The organism is Phormidium sp. CCY1219 (genome assembly GCF_055795085.1).
The window spans coordinates 1-22,032 of record NZ_JAYFEQ010000380.1 but is presented as its reverse complement, the minus strand read 5'-3'; the positions used below and the strand labels follow the sequence as shown (position 1 = coordinate 22,032).

At 51.8% G+C, this 22,032-nt stretch carries 16 protein-coding genes; 12 read left to right on the top strand and 4 right to left on the bottom strand.

Annotated features, from left to right (window positions below):
- Positions 1-33: 33 nt before the first annotated feature.
- Positions 34-1,320, top strand: coding sequence for a bifunctional folylpolyglutamate synthase/dihydrofolate synthase (locus AC0QH1_RS07440; RefSeq protein WP_324630373.1), 1,287 nt, complete (start codon positions 34-36; stop codon positions 1,318-1,320).
- Positions 1,321-1,492: 172 nt separating this feature from the next.
- Here the strand turns inward: AC0QH1_RS07440 and AC0QH1_RS07435 are convergent, their stop codons facing one another.
- The gene (locus AC0QH1_RS07435; RefSeq protein ID WP_324630381.1) at positions 1,493-2,785 is read right to left on the bottom strand and encodes an ABC transporter substrate-binding protein; all 1,293 of its coding nucleotides are present in this window, start codon (positions 2,783-2,785) and stop codon (positions 1,493-1,495) included.
- A gap of 270 nt (positions 2,786-3,055) precedes the next feature.
- On the opposite strand from AC0QH1_RS07435, the gene pilM reads away from it, so the two are divergent.
- The 10 genes from pilM to AC0QH1_RS07385 all read left to right on the top strand — a co-directional run bounded on the left by pilM (position 3,056) and on the right by AC0QH1_RS07385 (position 14,329).
- Positions 3,056-4,168, top strand: a complete 1,113-nt coding sequence (pilM, locus tag AC0QH1_RS07430) for a type IV pilus assembly protein PilM (protein ID WP_324630372.1) — start codon at positions 3,056-3,058, stop codon at positions 4,166-4,168.
- Between the two features lies 1 nt (position 4,169).
- Positions 4,170-4,979 carry a PilN domain-containing protein gene (locus AC0QH1_RS07425; protein WP_324630371.1) on the top strand — a complete coding sequence of 270 codons (810 nt, stop codon included), beginning with the start codon at positions 4,170-4,172 and terminating at the stop codon, positions 4,977-4,979.
- A complete protein-coding gene (gene pilO, locus AC0QH1_RS07420; protein ID WP_324630370.1) occupies positions 4,976-5,815 on the top strand; it encodes a type 4a pilus biogenesis protein PilO in 840 nt (279 codons plus the stop codon). Before AC0QH1_RS07425 ends, pilO begins: the two co-directional genes overlap by 4 nt.
- Before the next feature lie 133 nt (positions 5,816-5,948).
- On the top strand, positions 5,949-8,303 hold the full coding sequence (locus tag AC0QH1_RS07415) for an AMIN domain-containing protein (protein ID WP_324630369.1): 2,355 nt from the start codon (positions 5,949-5,951) through the stop codon (positions 8,301-8,303).
- 431 nt (positions 8,304-8,734) lie between these two features.
- Positions 8,735-9,013, top strand: a complete 279-nt coding sequence (locus AC0QH1_RS07410; protein ID WP_324630367.1) for an HU family DNA-binding protein — start codon at positions 8,735-8,737, stop codon at positions 9,011-9,013.
- Positions 9,014-9,035: 22 nt separating this feature from the next.
- The gene (cobD, locus tag AC0QH1_RS07405; RefSeq protein ID WP_324630366.1) at positions 9,036-10,169 is read left to right on the top strand and encodes a threonine-phosphate decarboxylase CobD; all 1,134 of its coding nucleotides are present in this window, start codon (positions 9,036-9,038) and stop codon (positions 10,167-10,169) included.
- Positions 10,166-11,566, top strand: coding sequence for a dihydrolipoyl dehydrogenase family protein (locus AC0QH1_RS07400; RefSeq protein ID WP_324630365.1), 1,401 nt, complete (start codon positions 10,166-10,168; stop codon positions 11,564-11,566). Before cobD ends, AC0QH1_RS07400 begins: the two co-directional genes overlap by 4 nt.
- A 127-nt stretch (positions 11,567-11,693) precedes the next feature.
- Positions 11,694-13,628: a carbamoyltransferase family protein gene (locus tag AC0QH1_RS07395; protein WP_324630364.1), complete on the top strand. Its 1,935-nt coding sequence runs from the start codon at positions 11,694-11,696 to the stop codon at positions 13,626-13,628.
- Between the two features lie 126 nt (positions 13,629-13,754).
- Positions 13,755-14,165, top strand: coding sequence for an SxtJ family membrane protein (locus AC0QH1_RS07390; RefSeq protein WP_324630362.1), 411 nt, complete (start codon positions 13,755-13,757; stop codon positions 14,163-14,165).
- Positions 14,165-14,329 (top strand): DUF5989 family protein, encoded by a 165-nt coding sequence (locus tag AC0QH1_RS07385; RefSeq protein WP_324630361.1) that lies wholly within the window; start codon positions 14,165-14,167, stop codon positions 14,327-14,329. The genes AC0QH1_RS07390 and AC0QH1_RS07385 overlap by 1 nt, the downstream gene beginning before the upstream one ends.
- Before the next feature lie 318 nt (positions 14,330-14,647).
- On the opposite strand, the gene AC0QH1_RS07380 is transcribed toward AC0QH1_RS07385, so the two are convergent.
- Positions 14,648-15,850, bottom strand: a complete 1,203-nt coding sequence (locus AC0QH1_RS07380) for an SGNH/GDSL hydrolase family protein (RefSeq protein ID WP_324630360.1) — start codon at positions 15,848-15,850, stop codon at positions 14,648-14,650.
- A gap of 109 nt (positions 15,851-15,959) precedes the next feature.
- On the bottom strand, positions 15,960-17,291 hold the full coding sequence (locus AC0QH1_RS07375; protein ID WP_324630359.1) for a hemolysin family protein: 1,332 nt from the start codon (positions 17,289-17,291) through the stop codon (positions 15,960-15,962).
- Positions 17,292-17,571: 280 nt separating this feature from the next.
- Here AC0QH1_RS07375 and mfd point away from each other — a divergent pair, with 280 nt between their 5' ends.
- The gene (gene mfd, locus AC0QH1_RS07370) at positions 17,572-21,093 is read left to right on the top strand and encodes a transcription-repair coupling factor (RefSeq protein ID WP_324630357.1); all 3,522 of its coding nucleotides are present in this window, start codon (positions 17,572-17,574) and stop codon (positions 21,091-21,093) included.
- 146 nt (positions 21,094-21,239) lie between these two features.
- Here the strand turns inward: mfd and AC0QH1_RS07365 are convergent, their stop codons facing one another.
- On the bottom strand, positions 21,240-21,809 hold the full coding sequence (locus AC0QH1_RS07365) for a Uma2 family endonuclease (protein ID WP_324630356.1): 570 nt from the start codon (positions 21,807-21,809) through the stop codon (positions 21,240-21,242).
- Positions 21,810-22,032 lie beyond the last annotated feature (223 nt).

Genomic DNA, 22,032 nt, shown 5'->3' with positions numbered 1-22,032 from the left:
GTACGTGACCACCACACTCTAGACTTTCAAATTGTGACTATCGATTCTATTCTAAAACAGTTCCAGTATTTTGGTGTTAACTTGGGACTAGAGCGGATTCACCGACTGCTTGCCGAGTTAGGCAATCCGCAACAGCGAGTGCCGCTGATTCACGTTGCCGGAACCAACGGCAAAGGTTCGGTTTGTGCTTATTTGTCGGCGATTTTGACCCAAGCGGGATATCGGGTGGGGCGCTACACCTCGCCACATTTGGTAGACTGGACGGAACGGATTTGCATCAATGACGTACCGATTTCGCGCGATGAATTAGAAGACTGCCTGCTGCGAGTTAAAAGGGCGATCGCCCCCGATGCGCCCTCGCCGACCTTATTTGAGGTAGTGACGGCGGCGGCGTGGGTGTATTTTGCCCAGCAGCAGGTAGATGTGGCGGTGATGGAAGTAGGACTCGGGGGGCGACTGGATGCCACGAATGCTTGCGATCGCCCCTTAGTGTCGATAATCACCTCGATTAGTTGGGAACATTGGCAGCGCCTCGGTCCGACTTTAGGCGATATTGCCGGGGAAAAAGCGGGGATTCTCAAACCCGGATGTCCGGCGGTTATCGGACAATTGCCACCAGAGGCGATGTCGGTGGTGAAAAAGCGGATTGCCGAATTGGGATGTCCGGCGATTTTTCCAGAACCGGCCATCCCGAAAGGGGAAGGAGAGGCGAAGGGTTCTGCGGTGGGGATGCCGATCGCGTTACCTCGGGTTAGCTATCAAGGGATTGAGTATCCGTTGCCCTTGCATGGAGCGGTGCAGTTGCATAATAGTGCCCTAGCGATCGCCGCATTGCAAATTCTGCGAGAGCAGGGGTGGCAGATTTCCGACCCAGCGATCGCCAGGGGGATGGCGAACACCCAATGGCCCGGACGCCTGCAGTGGATCGAGTGGCGCGATCGCTCCTTTGCGATCGATGGTGCCCACAATGCCGCCGCCGCCCAAGTGCTGCGCGATTATGTGGCAAAGGTCAGCCCCACCCAACCCGTCACCTGGGTGATGGGAATGCTGTCTACCAAAGACCACGAAGGTATATTTAAAGCCCTGCTGCGACCGCAGGATAGATTATACTTAGTTCCCGTTCCCGATCGCAGTTCCGCCGACCCAGAAGACCTGGCCACCTTGGCGCAAAGCATTTGCCCGGAATTAGCACAAGTGCGCTGCTATGCCGATGTATTCCTCGCCCTAGAAAAAGCGATTCAAGACCTTGACAAATTGCCAATTTTATGCGGGTCGCTTTATCTCTTGGGGCACTTTTTAGCCCGGATACAACAGTCGTAGGGCAAGAATTGCCGGAGAGACGGGGATTTTAATCCCCGCCTCCTCGAGCTGAAGTCGTCTAAAGACGACTGAACTGATATGATGTTCGAGGGAATCATGGGGAAAAAAATAGTCCGCGTCGGCGGAGGCAAGTTTTGCCTCGGCGCGATTTTAATTCCCCCACTCACCTCACTTAATGGCGGGCATTCCACTGCTGTGCGGCATCGGCGAGTGCAACGCGGACCGACTTGCGATCGAGCATAGCGGCTTGTAAATTTTCGTAAATAATTTTTTGCAACTGCTGGATATCCTCGATCGCCGGAATCAGCGCCGAAGCCGAACTCATCTGACCGGCGCTGATAATCCGCGCCCGATCCACCGGGGAAGCATCTGGGGGCAATTGTTGGAAATAACTATCTTTTAGGGCCTTCACCGTGGAGGGCAACACATTCGCTTCGCGGGCAAAGGCCAACTGATTTTCATCATTGGTGACAAACAACGCGAACTTGACCGCCGCTTCTGGCACATCGGTATTGCGCGGGATGATTAAATTCATCACAGCAGCAGTTTTCTGACCGGTTTGGCCGGTAATTTGCGGGCCGGCGGCGGAGACCCGGGCAATATCCGGGGCATTAGCGGCGATCGTCTGGAAGAACTGCGGACCAGAAGCCAGCATGGCGATTTGACCCGATTGATATAACTGTACCGCTTGACGGTGGCCTTGGGTGAGGGATTCCCGAGGCAAGAGACCCTGCTGATAGAGATCCACCCAATATTGAAAAGCCGCCTCGCCTTCTGGGGTGTTAAAGGCAGCTTTGCCTTCGGCATCCACCAATTCCATGCCCATTTGCACCATTGATTCGAGCACTTCTGCCGAATCTCCCGGCACAAAAGTCACGAAAAATGCATATTTGCCGGTGCGATCGCGAATTTGCTGCGCCACCTGGGCTAATTCCGCATAGGTTTCTGGGGGGTTAGGGATGCCCGCTTCCTGGAAGAGGTCTTGGTTGTAAATCGTGATGCGAGTGGTGAGGTACCAGGGGATGCCAAAGCTTTTGCCATTAAAAGTGCTTGCGTCCCAGATGTTGGGGAGATAGCGATCGCGAATCTCCCGGGGTACTCGATCGTCCAGGTCCAGCCAAGCATTGCGACTCGCCAGGAGGGTAGCAAAATTGGGATTGAGATTGACCACATCCGGGGCAGTATTGGCAGAAACCGCCGCCAGAATTTTGCTTTCCATCGCCGACCAAGGCACATCCACCCAGCGGATCTCGATATCGGGGTTTTGGGATTCAAACGTAGCGATCGCCTCGTTGAAATACTCCGTAAACTGCGGCTGTAGCTGCATCGTCCAGAATTCCACCTCGCGGACTCCCGATTGGGAACTCGAAGAAGACTCCGACCCCGGAGTGCAAGCGATCGCCCAACTGAGCAACAATCCGATTAACGCAAACAATCCAAACCGTTTCCAAGTTTTCATCTTCAGCCTCATAACGTGCCATTCCCCTAACAATTGCCAGGAGTTGCGATCGAAAATTATCCCCCTTCCCGGGACCAATGCGATCGCGCCACAGACCTGCGATCGACACAGAGATTAAAGTCACCAGAATGGGGATCCCCGGTTAGGGAGAAGAGTTCCCAAGTCCCTTAGCTCAACCCAATAAATTGGACTGTTGCTAATATAGCCTTATAGGAAGGAAATAATCCTCCATTCCCCCCCGAATCCCTCACCCTTTCATTAAACTCGGATAAAGCCGTGGTTAACTTTTTTAAACGTCTGCTTTCTAAAAGCTCCAACGGACTTGGGCTAGAGATTGCTCCCGAAAGGCTAAATTTAGTGCAACTCAAACCTCAAGGGCCTACATATGAATTAGAAACCTATGCCACCGTAGAAGTCCCCGAAGGGGTCGTGGAAGAAGGTTTAATCGCCGATCCGCCAGAAATGGCGCTCTTGATTCAAGATTTGCTAGCGGAAAACAACATCAAAAGCAAGCGAGTCGCCACAGCGGTTCCCGCCCGGGAAGGAGTGATCCGGATTATTCCGGTACCCAAAGAACTCAACGAGGCCGAAATGCGCGAGTACATGAATCAGGAGGCGGGGCTGTACTTGCCATTTCCCAGAGAAGAAGCCGATGTGGACTATCAAAAACTGGGAGAATTCATGGATGAAGATGGCATCGAAAAAGTGCAAGTGCTGCTCGTTGCCACGCGAAAAGAAGTCACCGACACCTATATCAGCACCTTTCAGGAAGCCGGGTTAGGGATTGACATCCTGGAAATTTCCAGTTTTGCCTTATTGCGGACCATCCGCGAGCAACTGCTACAATTGCCGCCAGAAGAAGCCATCGTGCTGACCGACATTCAGTTTGACAGCACCGAGATTGCCATTGTGGTGGATGGGATTCCCCAGTTTTCGCGCACGATCCCGATCGGGACATTGCAAGTGCAAAGTGCCCTCGCCCAAGCGATGAATTTACCCCCCTCGAGAAATACAGACATGTTGCAAGGGATGACCATTCCTGCCAATCCCACCGAGAGTACGGGGTCGGGTACAATGGGGGGAGGAGGCAACCCCGGGACCGAGGCAATCGTAAAAGTGTTTTCCGAACTCGGGGACGAACTGCGGCGCTCGATTGATTTTTACGTGAATCAAAGCGAAGGATTAGAAGTCTCCCAGGTAATGCTGGCCGGTCCAGGTGCGGCGATCGGGGGATTAGATGAATTTTTCAATCAGCGTTTAAGCTTGCTGTGTACGGTAGTGGATCCAGTGGAAAATTTGTCTTTAGAAGTGGAAGAAGAAAGAATTCCCCTAGTGGAGCGCCCCGGATTGGGGGTGGTACTGGGGTTAGCCATGCGGGAGGCCAAATGAGATGTATAGTTTAGAAATTAATTTTCTCAAAGATCGCGCCGATTATAAGCCGCCAAAACCTACCGCCAGTGGTGCGGCGATGCCCCCGATGCAGCAGACCACGGCATTGATTGCCGGGGTGGTAGTTGCATTTTTGGCCGTGGGTGGGGTCATGGGAACCTGGTTCGTGGTCAACGGGCAAAACGCGAAATTGCGCGACCAATTGGCAGCGGTGGATAGCGAATTGGGAGGTTTGGGAGCAAAAGAGCAAGAGGTGCAACAAATCGAAGCACAAATCCAGCAGCTACAGACTCAGACCACCTTTTTTGCCAATATTTTCAATACCTCGGTCAAACCGATGTCCGCCTTGATGCAAGACTTGCGCGATCGCTTGCCAGCAGGGGTGCAACTGTCTAACCTCACCCATCAGATAGAACAAGCCGAGTCAGACGCAGTAGATCCCACCTCGCCGTGGAGTATCGTGCAGCAAAATATGGAGATTGAGGGCTACGCGCGCTCCTTTGACGAAGTGAATGACTTCGTACTGACCCTGAAGCGATCGCCCTTCTTCAAAGACAGCGAAACCGAGTTAATCACCGCCCAGTTGGTAGATAATCCGATAGCTGTCGAATGCGATCCTCAATTCGCCCAGCAGAGTGCCACCTGCCCCCCCACAGAATTTCAACTGCCCAAAGTCGTGGAATACACGATTGAGACAACCGTTAGCAATGTGAATGCCGCTGAAATCCTCGCCGATCTCAAACGCACGCAAGCTGAGGGACTGACAACTCGAATCAATGCACTGGAACAACAGGGGGTAATTAAACCATGACAGTCAGTGAAGAATTTATCCCAATGGAGGAAGAGCAGGAGGCTGCACCACCACCTCCCGGGAGTTATAAAATTGGCAACTTTGTCATCACCCCGCAGATCCAAGGAATACTGGTGGCGGTGGTGGGAGTGGCGATCGCCGGGGCAGTAGGCTGGCAACTGCTATTGCCCGCCTTGCAAGAACGCGATCGGCTCGAAACAGAGATTGCCCAAAAAGAAGCAGAGATTATCCAAAAAAGAACCCGCATCAGCAAGCTCGACGAAGCCAAAGCACAACTGGCTCAGGTAGAACAGCAAAAAGAAAATGTTTTGGGGCTGTTTGCACAAGGGGCAACCTTGGAAACCTTGCTGCTAGATGTGAACAAAATCGCCAAGCAAAGTGGAGCGAATCTCGAGTTATTTCAACCGATAGAAGAACCCGATAACGAGTGGATTTTTTCGGCTGAGGCACAAGCAGGCGCAGCAGCGCAGCAACCGCAGGAGGGAGAAAACGCCGCCGGAGGCACTTCCCCTGCCGGATTGAAGCTCTCCGAAGCGGTGAAAGGGCAAACCTTTGAAATCGAGTTGCAGGGGAACTATCAGGAGACCCAGCAGAGCTTGCGCCAACTGGAACGGTTGCAGCAAATGGTGATGGTGGGCGAATTCAGCGCCGAACTCGATCGCGACAGTCAGAAGATTTTTGTCACGCCAGAGGGGAAAATTAGCGATCGCGCCAACCCCACCCTCAACACCAGCTTTAACCTGATCGCCGTGATGCCCTTACCCCCAGAGCAGTTAAAACAGCTTGCGGCCCCACCCCCGCCCCCAGAGGAGGAAGGAGAACAAGAAGGGCAATAACCCATCGCCGCAGCAGAGAAAAACCGCTATAAGTAGGTAGGCGAAACTCGTCCCGCAGCATTTTTGGATGCTGAGGGAGTAGAGTGGAGAAACAGTTCGTTCGGACTTGAATTGAGTACAGGGAGGAGGAACGGTGAAACAGCGTTACGCACTCAGTTGCCTATTCCGGGCCAGTGCCATCGCGATCGTGGCAGCAGCACCGGTATGGGCAGCGGCGACTCAAGTTACGGGAGTGAACGTGAATGCCAGTGGTGCTGGCATTCAGGTCTTGCTAGAAACCAACGGGGGCGATCGCCCCCAAGTCTTTACCGTCAATCGCGGCACCGATGTGGTGGCCGATATCGTCAACACCCAACTGCGCTTACCCGACGGTCAAAGCTTCCGCCAAAATAACCCCGCACCCGGAATTGCTTCGGTCGTCGTTACCCCATTAGATGCCAATAGCATCCGGGTGATCGTCAGCGGGAACGGTAGCGCCCCCGAGGTGCAAATCAACCAAGCCGCCGCTAACGGCATCAGCCTCACTTATGTGTCCGGAGCCGGGGGCGTAGCCACCGCCCCCGACGAGGGAAGAACGCCCGCCGTTCCTCCCGCACCACCACCGGCGATCGGGCAAGCAAATACCCCCCCAGCGCCCCCCAGCAGCCCCACGGCGCAACAGTCAGACGTGATGGTGCCCAATCCGCAAGTCAGCATCGACGGCGCACCCGCTCCGATTGTCAGACCCAACCAAGCCCCACCATTCTTACCGCGAGCCGTGGCACCCCCAGTGGGGGATATTGCCGTTTCCAATATTAATACCAACGGAACGGCCATCAATCTCGAAACCACCGAAGTTATTCCCCGGTTGGTCTTGCGCGATGCCCCGGTGCGCGATGTGTTGGCGCTGCTAGCACGCGCCGCCGGACTGAACCTAGCCTATGCCAGCGGTCAGCCCACCGATGACCAGCAAGCAGATGAAGGCGAGGAAGAACTCGAGATTTCCCTCGATATTGAAAACGAACCGGTTCAAGACGTTTTTAACTATATTCTGCGCCTGAGTGGCTTAGAAGCCAACCGCCAAGGAAACACGATTTTTGTGGGCACGCGACTGCCCGATGTGGCTCGCAATGTTGTCACACGCACTCTGCGCCTCAATCAACTGGATATCGTACAGACGTTGAACTTCCTGGTGTCCCAAGGGGCAGAGCGCAATGAAGTGCGAACCACTACCCAAACCGTGGTCACTGGCGAAGGCGCAACGGCTCAATCCTTTACCAATACCACCACCACGGTGGAATTAATTGCACCGGATACTCAAGAGGAGCCGTATGAAGGCATTGCTCCCTTGCCCTTAAAAGGGCTGTTAGTCTCTGGGGATCAGCGCACCAATTCCATTACCTTGGTCGGTCCGCCGGATAAAGTAGAACTCGCCAGTGCCTATTTGGCTCAGCTCGATGTTCGCAAACGCCAAGTAGCGGTCAATGTGAAGATTATTGACGTCAATCTCAGCAACACGGACGATTTCGGCACGAGCTTTTCGTTTGGAATTAATGACAGTTTCTTTGTCAACGATAATGGCGCGGCGGCGGTGAACTTTGGGGATTTCACCCCGGCGAATCGCGCCACGGTGACCGGCGGGTTGTTGGTGCCCCCAGTAATTACCAATCCGATTGAGGGAGACGTTCAATTCGATCGCCAGAATTTGATTCAAGTGCCCCTCACCGGCACCCGAGGCGGGGCACTGTTTTTGCGTCCCCTGCCCCCGGTGAGCGGAAACCCGCTTAATCCAAGGGTTGCAGAGTATGAAGTCTTTGAGGTGGATCCGGATACCGGCATCGTCACGGCGGGTGAGGCGACCTTTAGTCTGCCCACCCTGTTCCAATATCCTCGGAAGTTTCTGGCGCAATTACAGGCTCAGATTCAAAGTCGCAATGCCAAGATTCTCACCGATCCGACTTTGGTGGTGCAAGAAAACCAGGCAGCTAGCGTACAGCTTACCCAAGAGGTTCTCGAACGGGTGGATGTGACGTTTACGGACACCCCCTCAGGGCAAAGAGAAACCAGAGAACCGGTGTTAAGACCTGTGGGTTTAACCCTGAATCTGGAAGTGAATAAAATCGATGACAATGGTTTTGTGACCCTGACGTTAAATCCGGTGGTCAGTTCGCCCATCGGTCAAGAGGAAACCGGTTTGGGCGGATTCGTGACTCTGGTTCAGGAGCGATCGCTCAACTCGGGACAGCTTCGCCTGCGCGACGGTCAGACCTTAATCGTCTCGGGCATTATCCAGGATCAAGACCGGGTGACGGTAAGTAAGGTGCCGATTTTAGGCGATCTGCCGTTAATTGGTTCCTTATTTAGAAGCACGAATAAGGCGAACCAACGGGCAGAAGTGATCGTGCTGCTGACACCTCAGATTCTCGACGATACCGATCGCTCGAATTTTGGCTATAGTGGCTACGTTCCTGGTCGAGACGCGCAACAAATGTTAAATCAAGCTCAGTAATCTCCGCTTGCGCGATCGCCTCATTCAATTTCCTAAATCTGGATCCATTATCGGCCTTATTCCAGGTGAAATTCCTACGCCAACAAAACCCCTGTAGAGTTTCAAACAGGGGTTTTTTGCTGAGGACAAGGACTACAAACAGTGTCAAGTTGCTACATTTGTAAACATAAATTTCCGAAAAAGCTCCGTGGATCCATCGAGGGGAAATCTGAACGAAAACGAAAAAAATCCTCAAATCTATATAAATTAAAGGTTTCACCGATCCATAACGGGCTTGCAGAGATTAGAATGATGCAGTGAAAATACCAATCGGTGGGAGTTTCAGCGATTTAATCGCGCCCCTCCCCCCAATTGGGTTGGATCTGGGCCTCGAAATCGAGGGTAAAAGGATCCAATTTGTAGACAGTTGAAACTCTATCAGGAGTCTCAAAATGAACAAAGGTGAATTAGTAGACGCGATCGCAGAAACCGCGAACGTAACCAAAAAACAAGCCGATGCCGTGCTAACCGCAGCATTGGACACCATCATCGAAGCCGTTGCCTCTGGGGATAAAGTCACCCTAGTGGGCTTTGGCTCCTTTGAAGCTCGCGAGCGCAAAGCCCGCGAAGGACGCAACCCGAAAACCGGCGACAAAATGGAAATTCCGGCAACTAAGGTCCCTGCCTTCTCGGCGGGCAAGTTCTTTAAGGAACAGGTGGCTCCTAAATAAGGAGTTCCACCGAACTCGCGCCGTGAACCAACCGCAGCATGGGGGAAATTTAACGTGGGCAGCCGCAATCGTCGGCTGTCCCCCCTCGGCAATCCTGGATTTTTCGGCCAGTATCAGTCCGTTGGGGCCTCCCCCATCGGGCTTAACGGCCATTCAATCCCATCTCAACGATCTGCGAAGCTACCCCGACCCCAACTATCAGCAGTTGCGCTCGGTTTTGGGAGCAGCGCACGATCTGCCGCCAGAATGGATCCTGCCCGGTAACGGCGCGGCGGAGTTACTCACTTGGGCTGGGTGGGATTTATCCACCCTGTCCGGGACCTTCCTAATTACGCCCGCTTTCGGCGACTATCAACGCTGTCTGCGGGCAGTGAATGCTCAGGCGATCGCCTGCCCCTTAGACCTCACCGTTCCCAACCCACCCGGGCAACCCTTACCCCTCTCGCCCCAATCCACCCACCCCCCACGCGCCGAATGCGGATTATTGCTCAATAACCCGCACAATCCCACCGGCCAACTCTTTTCCCTCGAGGCGATCGCGCCCCACTTAGCCGAATTTCCCTTAGTAGTAGTGGATGAAGCCTTTATGGATTTTCTGCCACCGGGAGACCAACAAAGCGTAATCCATCTGGTACCAGACCATACCAACCTGGTAATTTTGCGATCGCTGACCAAGTTTTACAGCCTCCCGGGCCTGCGCCTGGGCTACGCGATCGCTCACCCCGATCGCCTGCAACGCTGGCAACAATGGCGCGACCCCTGGCCGGTAAACGTCCTCGCCGCCGCCGCCGGTGCCGCCGCCATCCGCGATACCGACTTCCAACAACAAACCTGGGCGTGGCTGCCCCCGGCGCGATCGCAACTGTTCGCCACCCTGGCACAACTCCCCGGCTTGCGCCCCTTTCCCAGCGCCGCCAACTTCTTACTCGTCCATTGCGACTTCAGCGTTTCTCAACTGCAACAGCACTTACTCAAACGCCACCGCATCCTAATCCGCGACTGTCTCAGCTTTCCCGAACTCGGCGATCGCTTCTTCCGCATCGCCATTCGCTTACCCGAAGACAACCAACGTCTGTGCGATGCCCTCGCCGATGTTTTGTCATCATCCCCTGACCATTTACCCCCACCAACACCACCTCAACCCAATAAACCGTGAGTTTTGATTACGATTTGGTGGTGATTGGCGGCACCCGGGCCGGGATTTCTGCCGCGATCGCCGCCGCCAACCTAAACGCCAGAGTCGCTTTCGTCTATCCCGCTGACGAAGCGCTCCCCGGAGACCTCCCTCCCTCATCCTTGCTCCCGCCCGCCTTCGACGCGCAACCGATTTCCGCCAACCCACCCTCCCTGGCGGCTGCCCTAACCTGGGCAAACGGCGTCCGGGACACTCTCGCCGCCACCCATTCTCCCGCCGTCCTTGCTTCCCTCGGCATCGATGCGATCGCCGGTATGGGCCAATTTACTCCCTTACCACAACTTACCTTTAATGTCAATACCCGCCGCTTGATTGCTCGCCGATATTTGCTGGCAGTGGGGTCGCGATCGGCTATTCCCGACATTCCCGGATTACACCGCACCGGATATCTAACCTGGGAAACCCTCCCTCAGCTCACGGACAACGCCCTCCCCCAAACCGCGATCGCGATCGGCAGCGACCCCAGTGCCATCGAACTAACCCAAATCTTACTCCGACTGGGCATCCGCGTTACCCTAATTGTTCCCACATCCAGCATTTTACCCGAAGAAGACCCGGAAGTGGCACAACTCATCCAAGCGCAACTGGAAACCCAAGGAGTGCGGGTCATCACCAACAGCCCCGTTACCCAAGTCAAACCTCTGGAAGGACAAAAGTGGGTGCAAGCGGGAGATAAAGCGATCGCCGGGGACAAACTCTTCATCGCCTGTGGTTTCCACTCCCAAATCGACTCCTTAAACCTCGAAACCCTGGGCGTAAAATTTCGCCCCACTTCCCTGGGCAAAAGGGTGCAGGTTAACCCAAAACTGCAAACCACCAATCGGAACATTTACGCCTGTGGCAACCTCGCCGGCGGCTATCCCCTGCTCAACATTGCCGAATACGAAGCCCAAATCGCCGTAAAAAATGCCCTATTTTGGCCGACTCGCACCGTGGATTATCGTGGCATTCCCTGGTCCTTCAATACCTTGCCCCCCCTCGCCCGCGTCGGCTTCACTGAAGCGCAAGCCAAACGCCGCTATCCAGACGTAATCATCTTGCGACAATATCCAAAAAACACTCTATCCGCCCAATTACACGGAGAAATCATCGGCTTGTGCAAACTGGTCGTGCGTCGCAACGGCGAACTTCTCGGTGCCCATCTCGTCGGATCCCACGCCAGGGAATTAATTCATCCCTTTGCCCTCGCTATCCAAACCAAAACCAAGATTCAGGCGATCGCCTCCCTCTCCCCCATCTGCCCCAGTCGGTCTGAAATTATCGCCCAAACCGCCCAACTATGGCAACAACAGCGCTTCCAACGCAATTCCCTATGGCAAACACTCCTAGAAGCCTTTTTCAACGGGCGGCGCTTTTAAGGCATGGCGGAAATCGCCCCTCACCCTTAACAATTCCGGATTCCCCCGCAAAAGATGAAAAGCATGTAATATCTATTCCAAAGCAATACTCCTTCGATAGACCCCATCATTGCACAATATAAGCGAGATGAACATCCTCGGTATTTCCGCGTATTATCACGACAGTGCCGCCGCTTTAGTGATGGATGGCGAGATTATCGCCGCCGCACAGGAAGAGCGGTTTTCCCGCAAAAAGCACGATGCTCGATTTCCCGCCCATGCGATCGCCTATTGCCTGCGAGAAGCCCACCTTACCTTGCGCCAACTCGACGCGATCGTATTTTACGACAAACCTTTAATCAAATTCGAGCGACTGCTGGAAACCTACTTATCCTACACCCCTAGAGGATTTCGTTCGTTTATCGCCGCCATGCCCATTTGGCTGAAAGAAAAACTCTATCTCAAAACCATCCTCAAACAAGAACTCGCCTTCCTCGCCGAGTGCAAAACCGCCGAGTTGCCGAAATTACTCTTTACCGAACACCACCAATCTCACGCCGCCAGTGCCTTTTTCCCCAGTCCTTTCCCCCGCGCTGCCGTCATGTGTCTCGATGGCGTCGGCGAATGGGCTACCTCTTCCGTCTGGTGGGGGGAAGACAACCAACTCACCCCGCAATGGGAAATCGATTTTCCCCACTCCTTGGGCCTGCTTTATTCCGCCTTTACCTATTATACAGGATTTAAAGTCAATTCGGGAGAATATAAATTGATGGGGTTAGCCCCTTATGGAGAACCGCGATATATAGATAAAATCCTCACTCATTTGATCGACCTGCGAGATGATGGCACTTTCCGGTTGAATATGGACTATTTCAACTACGCCACCGGCTTAACCATGACCAATCGCAAGTTCGATCGCCTGTTTGGCGGACCGCCGCGCAAACCGGAAAGCAAACTGACTCAGCGCGAAATGGATATCGCCAGTTCGATTCAGTACGTCACCGAGGAAGTGGTCCTGCGTCTGGCGAAGACAGTAAAAAAAGAGTTAAATGCCGAGTATCTCTGTTTGGCGGGAGGAGTCGCCCTCAATTGCGTCGCCAATGGCCGCATTTTGCGCGAAGCGGGATTTCAGGATATCTGGATTCAGCCGGCAGCAGGGGACGCAGGCGGGGCCTTGGGGGCGGCGTTGGCGGTATGGTATCAGTATTGCGAACAACCCCGGGTGGTGAGTCGGGAGTCTCGCGCAGCCGGAGAAAATTTGGCCGCCCTACAGCAGGTGGAAGGGACAAATGCGGTGGTGGTGAATGAAAAACCCAGCCGATTGACGGTACGCGATAGCATGAAAGGGGCGTATCTCGGACCGCAGTTTGGGGATACGGAAATTATGCAGTATTTGGATGCGCTACAGGCGCGCTATTATCGGTTGTCTGATGCGGAATTGATGCCGAAGGTGGCGGAGATTTTGGCCGCAGAACATGTGGTGGGATGGTTTCAAGGGCGGATGGAATTTGGCCCTCGGGCGTTGGGGGGGCGATCGATTATCGGCGATCCGCGCAGTGCGAAAATGCAGTCGGTGATGAATTTGAAGATTAAATATCGCGAGTCGTTTCGTCCGTTTGCGCCGTCGGTGTTGAGCGATCGCGTTTCGGATTATTTTGAAATCGACTCGGCAAGTCCTTATATGTTGTTGGTGGCATCGATAAAGGAAAATCTGCGAATCCCGATGACGGCAGAACAACAGCAATTGTTTGGGATTGAGAAGTTAAATGTGCCGCGATCGCAAATTCCGGCAGTCACTCATGTGGACTACTCCGCCCGCATCCAAACCGTTCACCGCGAAACCAATCCCCGCTACTATGAATTAATCCGTCAGTTTGCAGCAAAAACCGGCTGTGCGGTTCTGGTCAATACTTCGTTTAACGTGCGCGGCGAACCGATTGTCTGCACCCCGGAAGATGCCTATCGCTGCTTTATGCGAACCGAAATGGATTATCTGGTTATCGAGAATTTCTTGCTGGCGAAAACGGAACAGATTCCCTGGAAAAAAGATAAATCTTGGCAGCAAGAATTCGAGTTAGATTAACGGGGAATTGTTGCTAGCTTGTTAGCGCCTTTCCCAAGTCTATGCTTTCCCCGGACAGGGCACTCCCCTGTCCCTACAGTATAATGCGTTTTGACATACAATCTTAGTCCTGGCGAAAAACGAACCATGAACCATTCTATCCCCAAACTGGATAAAAAAGGACTGCGCGAATTTGGACTGGTGACGGGGGCAATTTTTGCCCTGTTGTTTGGGATATTGATTCCCTGGATTCGCAGTCACGGTTGGCCCATTTGGCCCTGGATTGTGGCGGCGGTGTTGTGGGGGTGGGCGTTAGTTGCCCCGATGACGCTCGATCCGATTTATAAAGTTTGGATGAGATTTGGACTGGTCCTCGGGGCAATTAATACGCGCATTTTGCTGGGCATTGTTTTTTATGCGTTAATGATGCCGATGGGTGCGATAATGCGGTGGGCTTTTAAAAAAGATCCGATGGCGCGAAAGTTAGACCATCACATGGAAAGCTATCGGGTACCGAGTACCGTTAGAAGTCGAGAAAGCATGGAGAAACCGTTCTAATGTTTGAGGCAACTTGGGATTTTTTAAAGGATTTGTGGGGGTTTTTGCGGGAGAGAAAAAAATATTGGATGGCCCCTTTGATTATTACGTTGGTGTTGTTGGGAGCGGTAATTGTACTGACTCAAGCATCGGCGATCGCACCGTTTATTTATACCTTATTCTAGTCTAAAGGCTGTCATTCTACTCCGGTATCCCAGAGATGCACTCCCCTGCGTCTCTGGGTTTGTTTTTTCCGCCTCTATTTCTCAAGAAAAGGCATCCCGAAAGCGTCAAAATATGCGCGTAATCTACCGTTTGGGAAAAATTTATGCCCAAGGTAATTTCCTGTGCTTTATGCCTTGAAAACCTAAAAAATATAGTAGTTTTCACAAAGCAAATGAGGAAAAAATTGCCTATAAAAAAGGGAAGTTTTTTCCTACAGGCGGTGGTTTTAAAGGGTTAAAAAATTGTTAGCAGATTGCAAATTGCTTCAATTTTACCGACTACAACCCCGCTTCTTTTTCGACAACGGGGACGAGATTTTTAAATAGAATCTCGGCGGCGAGTTGATTTCCCGCGCGATTCCAATGAGTATCGTTTTTGATATAAAGCGGTTGGGTTTTTTGCTCTACTTTAAATTCATCCAGCAAATCGATATAAGGAATACCTTTTTTGTCGAGATACTCTTTTAATATTTTTTGCGCTAGCAATAAATCGTAGTCGTCGCGGTTTAAGTCGTTATATTCAAAGAGTTTTTTAGCCAAGTTTTCATCTACTTGAAAAGCTGCTGGATAAATAGCAACGATAAACTTTATAGTTTTTGATTCGAGTAACTCTGCCATTGCGTCGATACTTTCAAACACGAAATTAATTTCCTTTTTGAACTCATCTTCTGCATGTAAGTTTCGATTGTAAAAACTTAACATTTGGCTTTCCACGTTCAAATAGGTTTCTTCGGCAACTCCGGGAGGGTAATAAGCATCGGGAGTAGATGGCGGTGGAGTTGGTACGGGTGTGGCGGCGATCGCGGCGGGCATCAGGGGATTTGCCGATACCGACTTCGCCGCCTTCATTTGTTCCTGGAAGACTTTATATTTTTGCTGGATTAATAACAACAATCGCCACTGGGGAATAATCGGATATCCTAAAATTTTCAATTCCTCATTCTTTTTAATATCAAAATAAATATCGTTGACCACAATTCTTTTGCGCTTCGGGTCGGCATCAAAAAAATCGTTGCCGACAAAAAATCCCAAAACCACAATATCCGGCTGATATTGCAGTCCGTATTTTTCCAGGATTTTTAACTGTTCCCCAGTATGAGTCATCGGATAGCCGGCATTAATAACTTCTACTTTATTTTCGCCCCACTTTCGGGTAAAATGTCCATCCATGAGGGTGGTGTAGTTTTCGCCTAACCCGCCCACCCATCCAAAGGAATCGCCGAGAACTAATATACGGGTAATTCCGGAAGGTTTTTCTAACGGATAATCTTTATCGTTAAAACCGAATTGATTGGAACCATTGGTATGTGCTCTGACGCGAAATCCAATATCCGGGTCATATTGAAAGAACCCCTTAAACAAATAAGGTTCGAGCACTATCATTAAGATTTCCACACTCAATAAGGGGACAATGCCCCATAAAAAGGCAAACAGGAAGATTTTGGAGGCTTTTTTTTGCAAAGCAGGGGGAATTTTAGGCACGATCGCTCCTTTGGAATCAGTTAAAATAACATCGGTGGCGGGTGGCAGATAAGATGTCAGCCAAACGGGGACACTCGGGCGGCGAATATAATATTACCTTAATCGGGGTTTAGTCTTCGCGAGGGAGAAGGTCAGAATGAGGAAAGACTATCGGCGTCACCAATATTTTATCGACCCGATTGCCATCCATATCCATCACTTCGAAGCGCAAACTATTCCATTCAAAATGGTCAGCGGCGGTAGGGATGCGACCGAGATGAGTAATCACGAATCCGCCCAGGGTATGATAGTTCCCGCGTTGTTCGCCGGGTAATTCTGGCAGATCGAACAGTTGGCGAAATTTTTCTACAGAGACCATGCCATCCAATAACCAGGATCCATCCTCGCGCTGAACTGCTTGGGCATCTTCGGGTTGGTTTACCGAGGGAAGATCGCCGACGATCGCCTCTAAAATATCGTTAAGCGTCACCAAACCCTGAATCACTCCATATTCATCCACAGCTAAAGCAATATGAGTGCCGCTTTGTTTGAATAACTCCAAAACTTTCAGGGCCTTAGTATTTTCCGGGACGAACAGAGGTTGGCGGAGGGAGGCGGTCAAATCCAGGGGTTCCCCGCACAAACTGCTGGACAACAAATCGTTCACCTGGGCGACGCCGAGGACATTATCCAGGACATTTTGACACACAGGAAAGCGGGTGTGGGTGCTGTTGATAATTTTATGGCGGTTTTCGTCAGCGGAACTGTCCAAATTTAACCACACCACATCCGGGCGTGGGGTCATCAGGGAACTGACGCGGCGTTCGTCGAGGCGCAAAACGCGCTCAACCATTGCTTGTTCTTCTTCCTGGAAGGTACCTGCTTCGGTGCCTTGTTCGAGCAACAGCTTGATTTCTTCTTCAGTGACTTGGGGGTCTTCGGAGGGTTGAGCGCCCAGAATCCGCAGCACCAACTCCGTGGAAGCGCTCAACAGATGGATCACTGGTGCGCCAATACTCGATAGCATCCGCATGGGAACTGCAACCCGGGCGGCGATGCGTTCGGGATTATTCAATCCGAGACGTTTAGGGACCAGTTCCCCGAGGATGAGGGAGAGATAGGTAATGGTAACGACGACGAGCAATAAAGCGATCGCCCCACTGTAAGGCGAGATCGCCGGAAACTGTTGCAACTGTAGGCTCAGTTTTTCCGCCAACGTCGCCCCGCCAAAGGCACCGGCAAAAATGCCCACCAAGGTAATTCCCACCTGGACCGTGGATAAAAATCGATTCGGCGCATTGGCAAGTTCGAGGGCCACCTGAGCCTTGAGATTCCCTTGATTCGCCCATTGTTGGAGGCGGGCCTTGCGCGCCGAAACAATAGCAATTTCGGACATGGCAAATAGTCCATTGGCGAGAATCAACAGGAGAATGACTAAAATTTCAAAGCTAACAGAACTCATGTGTTGAAATTGCCCAAGATTTCGGCAAATAACGCGATCGCCCCAATTCTCATCCGATTATCCCCCCTGGCTCCTTGAAGTCCAACCGTGGCGATATTAGAGACGGTAGCATGTTTTGCGGGTCAGGGGTAAGCCAACGTCAGAATTGAGGATTTCGTTAGATTTGCAAGCTTCCCCGCTCATCTGAGTTCATCTGAGTTCGCGGGCTTCCTCTAAAATAAAATTAGGTCCACATCCTGATATGTTGCACAATAGAAAGATTTAGCGGTTTCGACAACCAATGGCCTTTTCTTCAGTTATTCGGACACTCGGGCGATCGCAGCTCACCCACGAACTCTTATCCAAACTGGATCGACACCATTGCATTCAGCTTAATGGCATCGGGCGCTTCCCCAAGGGATTAATCGCATCTACCCTCACTGAGACACAACAGCGTAACCTATTTGTAGTCACAGCAACTCTAGAAGAAGCGGGTCGCTGGGCGGCGCAACTGGAAACAATGGGTTGGCAGACGGTGCATTTTTACCCTACCTCGGAAGCATCTCCCTACGAATCCTTCGACCCAGAAGCGGAAACCATTTGGGGTCAAATGCAGGTGCTCGCCGATTTGGTGCAAGGGGAACAGAATCTCGCTATTGTCGCCACAGAAAGAGCGCTGCAACCCCATCTCCCACCACCGGCAGTATTTCAACCCTACTGCGTTACCCTCACCCCGGGGATGAGTTGGAACTCGAAAACCCTGGACGAACAATTGGCGCGGATGGGATACGATCGCGTCTCCCTGGTGGAAACCGAAGGGCAATGGAGTCGGCGTGGCGATATCGTGGATGTGTTCCCCGTGGCGGCACAATTACCCGTGCGGTTAGACTGGTTTGGCGACGAACTGGAACAAATGCGCGAGTTCGATCCGGCGACCCAGCGTTCTTTAGATAACATCGAGCGCTTGGTTCTCACGCCTACTAGCTTCAGTCCGATTATTTTGGGGAATTTACCGGAAGCATTGGTAGAACAACAGTGGGGATTAGACCCGGATGCGGAACAAACTCAAGACTTAGAACCGCGATCGCTTCATCGCTTCCTCGGCGTGGCATTCGATCGTCCCGCCTCGTTACTGGATTTCTTGTCCCCAGATACCCTAATTGCCATTGACGAACCCGATCGCTGTGCGGGACATGGCGATCGCTGGGTAGAACATGTGGAGGTTCATTATTCCACTCTCCCCTCGGATTCCCCCCAACTACCCCTTATTCACCGCAGTTTTACCCAATGTCTCGCTACCGCTACCCAGTTCGATACGCTTTATTTATCCGAACTTGCTAGCGATACCCATCAAGGCATCGAGGGAGTATTAGACGGGTTGAAATCCACTTTCCCCGATTCCTCTCTGGCAAATCCGGCGGTGTTTAATTTGGATAGTCGTCCGGTACCAGTGATGGCGCATCAGTTCGCCAAACTGGCCCAACTGCTGCGCGCACAACGCGATCGCGGATTGACTCAGTTTCTCATTTCCGCACAACCGAGTCGGTCAGTTTCTCTGCTGCAAGAACATGATTGCCCCGCTCAATACATTCCCAATCCGCGCGATTATCGGGCGATCGAAAAGTTGCAAATTCAGCATGTCCCCGTGGCGCTTAAATACAGCGGATTAGCCGAACTCGAAGGCTTTATTATTCCGGTATTTCGGATTGCAATTATCACCGATCGCGAATTTTACGGGCAGCACTCTCTCGCCACTCCCACCTACGTTCGCAAGCGTCGCCGCGCAGTGTCGAAACAGGTGGATCCGAATAAACTGCGTCCGGGAGATTATGTGGTTCACCGCAATCACGGTATCGGCAGATTTACCAAGTTGGAAAAACTGCAAAACCGCGAATATTTAGTAGTAAAATATTCTGATGGAATTTTGCGCGTGCCGGTGGATCAACTGGATTCTCTCTCGCGCTTCCGCACCACCGGCGGGAAAAAGCCCCAACTGAACAAACTCACGGGCAAAACTTGGGAAAAAACCAAGAATAAAGTCCGCAAGTCAGTGAAAAAACTGGCGGTGGATTTACTCGAACTGTATGCGAAACGCTCGAAACAGCAGGGGTTTGTCTATCCGGCGGATATGCCTTGGCAAGAAGAAATGGAGGAGTCTTTCCCTTATCAACCGACGCCGGATCAGTTAAAGGCGACGCAAGATATTAAGCGGGATATGGAAAGCGATCGCCCGATGGATCGTCTGGTGTGTGGCGATGTGGGATTTGGCAAAACGGAAGTGGCAATTCGCGCTATTTTTAAAGCTATTACTGCCGGCAAACAAGTGGCGATGTTAGCGCCAACCACGATTTTAACCCAGCAGCATTACCACACGATTAAAGAACGGTTTGCTCCCTATCCGATTGAAGTGGGATTGCTCAATCGCTTCCGCACGCAACAAGAACGACGCGAAATTAAAAAACGCCTCGCTACTGGGGAATTAGATGTGGTAGTAGGGACTCACGCCCTGTTAGGAAAAACCGTAAAATTCCGCGAGTTGGGATTGCTGGTGGTGGATGAAGAACAGCGCTTTGGCGTGAATCAAAAGGAAAAAATTAAAGCGCTGAAAACTCAGGTGGATGTGCTGACTTTGACGGCGACGCCCATTCCTCGGACTCTATACATGTCCCTATCTGGTATTCGCGAGATGAGTTTGATTACTACCCCCCCGCCCTCCCGGCGTCCAATTCAAACCCACTTAGCGCCTCGCGATTGGGAAGCGGCGCGCACCGCAATTCGCCAAGAACTCGATCGCGGCGGACAGGTGTTTTATGTGGTTGCGCGCGTAGAAGGGATTGAGGAAATTGCCGGGAAACTGCGCGAAATGGTGCCTAACGCCCGGATTGCGATCGCTCACGGGCAAATGGAACCCTCGGAACTCGAAGCGATTACTATCGCTTTTAGTGCGGGGGAAGCAGATATCCTGGTCTGTACCACGATTATCGAATCCGGTTTGGATATTCCTCGGGTGAATACGATTGTGATCGAAGATGCTCACCGTTTCGGGTTGGGACAATTATATCAACTTCGCGGTCGCGTCGGACGGGCGGGGATTCAAGCTCATGCTTGGTTGTTTTATCCCCCGAATGGTACCTTGACCGATGAGGCGCAAAAACGCTTGCGGGCGATTAAGGAGTTTACCCAGTTGGGGTCGGGTTATCAGTTGGCAATGCGCGATATGGAAATTCGCGGCGTGGGGAATTTGTTGGGGGCGGAACAGTCGGGCCAAATGGATGCGATCGGGTTTGATTTGTATATGGAAATGCTGGAAGAATCGATTCGCGAAATTCGCGGTCAAGAAATTCCCCAGGTAGACGAAACTCAAGTGGATTTACATCTAACGGCTTTTGTCCCAGCGGATTATATCCCGGATTTAGACCAGAAGATGAGTGCTTATCGTTCCGTGGCGTCGGCGCTTTCTCGGGCAGAATTGGCGGAAATCGAAGCCGATTGGCGCGATCGTTACGGTCCGCTTCCCCCTCCCGCTAAACAACTGATCCGGATTATGGAACTGAAGCAAATTGCCAAAAAATTAGGCTTTTCTCGGATTAAACCGGAAGGACAACAACATGTGGTTCTCGAAACCCCAATGGAAGAACCCGCATGGAATTTGCTCAAGCAAAATTTACCCGCGAATTTGCAGGAAAAATTTGTCTATACTCCCGGAAAAGTTACGGTTCGTGGGTTGGGCGTTTGGCGCGCCGACCATCAGTTGGAATTTTTAATCGAGGGGTTGCGTAAAATGCAAGGCGCACTCCCAGAAACTGCGATCGCCCAGGGTTGATTCTCTCCCGCAAATGTAGGTGGGTACCGCCCACCGTCTCTTGAAAAATCCTCCTCCGGAGAATGGTAATTCACCACCTTGCTTATCAAGCAATCACCCTACGGTGGGCAGTACACACCCTACATTTAAACCTCCAATTCCCAATTTTATTCTTGTTCATCATCAAACACCGGCGTCCAAATTTCTCGGATGGGTAATTCCCACCCGGGAAACAATTCTGCAACCGTTAAAATATCTTCCTCTCCCAACACTATCGGTTCCCCACTGGCGCGATAAACCGTCACGGTTAATTCGTCTGGGTCGATAAGAATACCCACCTGCGCTCCTAATTCGAGGAAATTCTCTATTTTCTGTTTTAAAGCAGCAATTCGGTCGTTTTGGGATTTGATTTCGACTACCAAATCGGGAACTAATTCGGCAAAATAACGCACGCTTTGCTTCAGGCGAGAGGCGCGCACAAAGGAAACATCCGGGGCGGTTAGATTGCGATCGCTGACAATAAAACCCCCGGCAGAATCAAATACTCGCCCCAAACGGCCCGGGTAAACCCAATTACCAAGCAGTCGGCTGAAAATACCACCTATTTCGCTGGAAACAATATCTGACGGTCCCACAATCTGTATTTTCCCCTCTTTCAATTCTAATTGATAGGCTAAACCCGCTTCGGAGAGGGTGCTTTGCACGGTTTCTAAGTCTTTCACACTCATCATAGACATGAATTCAATCTCCTATTACGTCCGGGGTTAATTGTTTATTTTAGCTGATGTAAAGTGGGCATCTCTCACCCTAAATTCTTAGAGCTGGAAAAAACTTTACCGACAGCGCCAAAGTTATTTCGCCCCCAGCGCCCCGCCCCATCAGTGAAAAAAACTGTACCGCTAACCGGAATAGTTTTTTGGCCACCAGCGCCCTATCGGTGAAAAAAACTGTACCGCTAAC